This window comes from Amycolatopsis sp. NPDC047767 (genome assembly GCF_040704195.1).
In the GTDB taxonomy this organism is placed as follows: domain Bacteria; phylum Actinomycetota; class Actinomycetes; order Mycobacteriales; family Pseudonocardiaceae; genus Amycolatopsis.
This window is the reverse complement of the sequence record NZ_JBEYSJ010000008.1, coordinates 104,723-107,191: the sequence shown is the minus strand read 5'-3', so window position 1 is coordinate 107,191 and position 2,469 is coordinate 104,723. Positions and strand designations below refer to the sequence as shown.

At 74.3% G+C, this 2,469-nt stretch carries 2 protein-coding genes; both read right to left on the bottom strand.

Annotation, left to right across the window (positions count from 1 at the left end):
* Positions 1-431: 431 nt before the first annotated feature.
* Positions 432-1,352, bottom strand: a complete 921-nt coding sequence (locus tag AB0878_RS16935) for a MoxR family ATPase (protein WP_366580755.1) — start codon at positions 1,350-1,352, stop codon at positions 432-434.
* Entirely contained in the window at positions 1,349-1,945 is a 597-nt protein-coding gene (locus tag AB0878_RS16930) for a nucleotidyltransferase family protein (protein ID WP_366580753.1), read from the bottom strand. The genes AB0878_RS16935 and AB0878_RS16930 overlap by 4 nt, the downstream gene beginning before the upstream one ends.
* Positions 1,946-2,469: the final 524 nt, after the last annotated feature.

The window sequence follows — 2,469 nt, the reverse complement described above, 5'->3', positions numbered from 1 at the left end:
GGCGAGCGGCCGACCCCACGCAAACACTGCGCCGCGCAAGACGACCCGAGACGTCGCAACAGAACAGCGCCACACTCGCGGCACCACGCCACCACGGAAAACCGCTGTTCGGCGCGCGATCATCACCACGCCGCACCACGCACCGCGGCACGCGACAACGGCACCGCGCAAACGCTGCGCCGAAGGAGGCAACCCGAGGTACAGCAGGAGCACAGCGCCGCAGTCGCGGACCGGCTACGAGTCGCAAAGTGGCTGTTCGCCGTGCGCGGGCATTGCCACCGGCGCCACTCACCCGCGACCGCGCTCGAACGCCGCGCCGAAGGAGCCGCCCCGAGACGGCGGGGGTCCAGGCCCGGCGCCGTGAGGGGTCGTCGGCGCGGCGGCAGGATGCGGTCGTGCGCGAGTCGGCATCGTCCAGGCTGGGGGCCGGGTCAGGAGAAGAGCGTGTCCAGTTTGGCGCGGACGCGGTCCATGTCCTCGCTGTACTTGAGGACGGCGCCGAGGGTGCGGGCGGCGGTGGCGGCGTCGAGCTCGTCGCGGTCGAGGGCGAGGAGGGCGCGGGCCCAGTCGAGAGATTCGGCGACGCCCGGGGGCTTGAGGAGGTCCATGGCGCGGAGGCGGTGGACGGCGTCGGCGACCTGGCGGGCGAGGGTTTCGCCGATGCCGGGGATGCGGCGGCGCAAGATGGTGATCTCGCGGGCGAGGTCGGGGTGCTCGAGCCAGTGGTAGAGGCAGCGGCGTTTGAGGGCGTCGTGGACCTCGCGCGTGCGGTTGGAAGTGAGCACGACGAGCGGCGGCTGCTCGGCGCGGACCTCGCCATATTCGGGGATCGTGACGGTGTACTCGTCGAGCAGCTGGAGCAGGAACGCTTCGAACTCGTCGTCGGCGCGGTCAATCTCGTCGACGAGCAGTACGCACGGCGCGGTGGTCAGCGCCTGCAGCAGCGGGCGCGCGAGCAGGAACCGCTCGGTGTAGAGCGAGCGCTCGGCGGTGTCGGCGTCGAGGCGGCCGCCGTCGGCGGCTTCGAGGGCGCGCAGGTGCAGGAGCTGGCGGGGGAAGTCCCACTCGTAGAGGGCTTGCGCGGCGTCGATGCCCTCGTGGCACTGCAGGCGCACGAGCGGCAGGTCGAGCGCGGCCGAGAGAGCCAGCGCCAGCGACGTCTTGCCCGTCCCGGGTTCGCCTTCACAGAACAATGGGCGGCGCAGGCGCAGGGCGAGGAACCCGGCGGTCGCCAGACCCTCGTCGGCGAGGTACCCGGTGGCGTCGAGCGCGGCGGTGAGCTCTTCGGGCGAGGCGAGGGACTCGGTCACGCTCCCGATCGTAGGGCTCCCGGGCGGGGTTGCGCCGGTCATCCCGCCGTCTTCGGGGTCCGCCCCAGGTCAGCGGGCCGGTCGACGTCCTGCCCACTGCCCAGATCCCCGCACTCGACGAGCACGACGTCCCCCCGGCCCCGCAACCAGTCCCGCGCCCCGCGGTCCCCCTGCGCCGACGCGGCGACCTCGCCCCACCACCGCCGCCCGAACAGCACGGGATGCCCGGGTACGCCGTCGTAGGCCGCGCGAACCACGGCCGTCGGCGAAGCTTTCGCCATTACGCGCGCCAACGCCGCCGCCGGCACCCACGGCAGGTCGACCAGATGCACGAGCACCGCCACGGGTGCGGTTTCGCCGTCCGGGAACTGTCTCGCCAGCGCCGCCAACCCCGCCTTCAGCGAGGCACCCATGCCGCCCTCCCAGCCGTCGGCATAGATCGCCTGACTCGGGTCGGGCAGCAGCTTCGTCACGTCCTCGGCCGCCGCCCCGACCGCCACCCGCACCGGGCCACACCCGGCCTCGGTCAGCGTCCGCAACGCCCGCCGCACCAACGGCTCCCCGTCCAGCTCGACCAGCGCCTTCGGCCCCCCGAACCGCCGCCCCGCCCCGGCGGCGAGCAACAACCCGGCCACGCGCGGAGCCGCACCGGTAGCCGACCCACGCACCGCGGCTGGCGACTCGTGCGCCGCGGCCTGCGCCCGCCCCGGCGCAACCGCACCGAATTCGGAGGGACCCGCCACCCACCCGGCCGCCATCGCATCCCCAGCGCTCGAACCGGCTCCCGCCACCCGCGGCGTGTCAGCCGAATCGGCTCGTGGCACGCCCGCGGCCGGTGACTCGCGCGCCGCGAGTTGAGCCTGCGCCCCATCCGGCGCAACCACACCGGCACGCGACCTGCCCACTGCAGACCCAGCGGGCGCCGCATCCGCAGCGCCCGAACTCGCTGCGGGCACAGGCGGCGTATCAGCCGAGCCAGCTCTCAGCACACCGGCCGCGGTCGGCACCCCATCCGGCGCAACCACACCGACATCCGACCGGCCCACTGCAAACCCGGCCGGCGCCGCATCCGCGGCGCCCGAACTGACTGCGGGCACAGGCGGCGTGCCAGCCGAGCCAGCCCCCGCCGCGGCCGGCGCCCCAACCGCCGCAACCACAC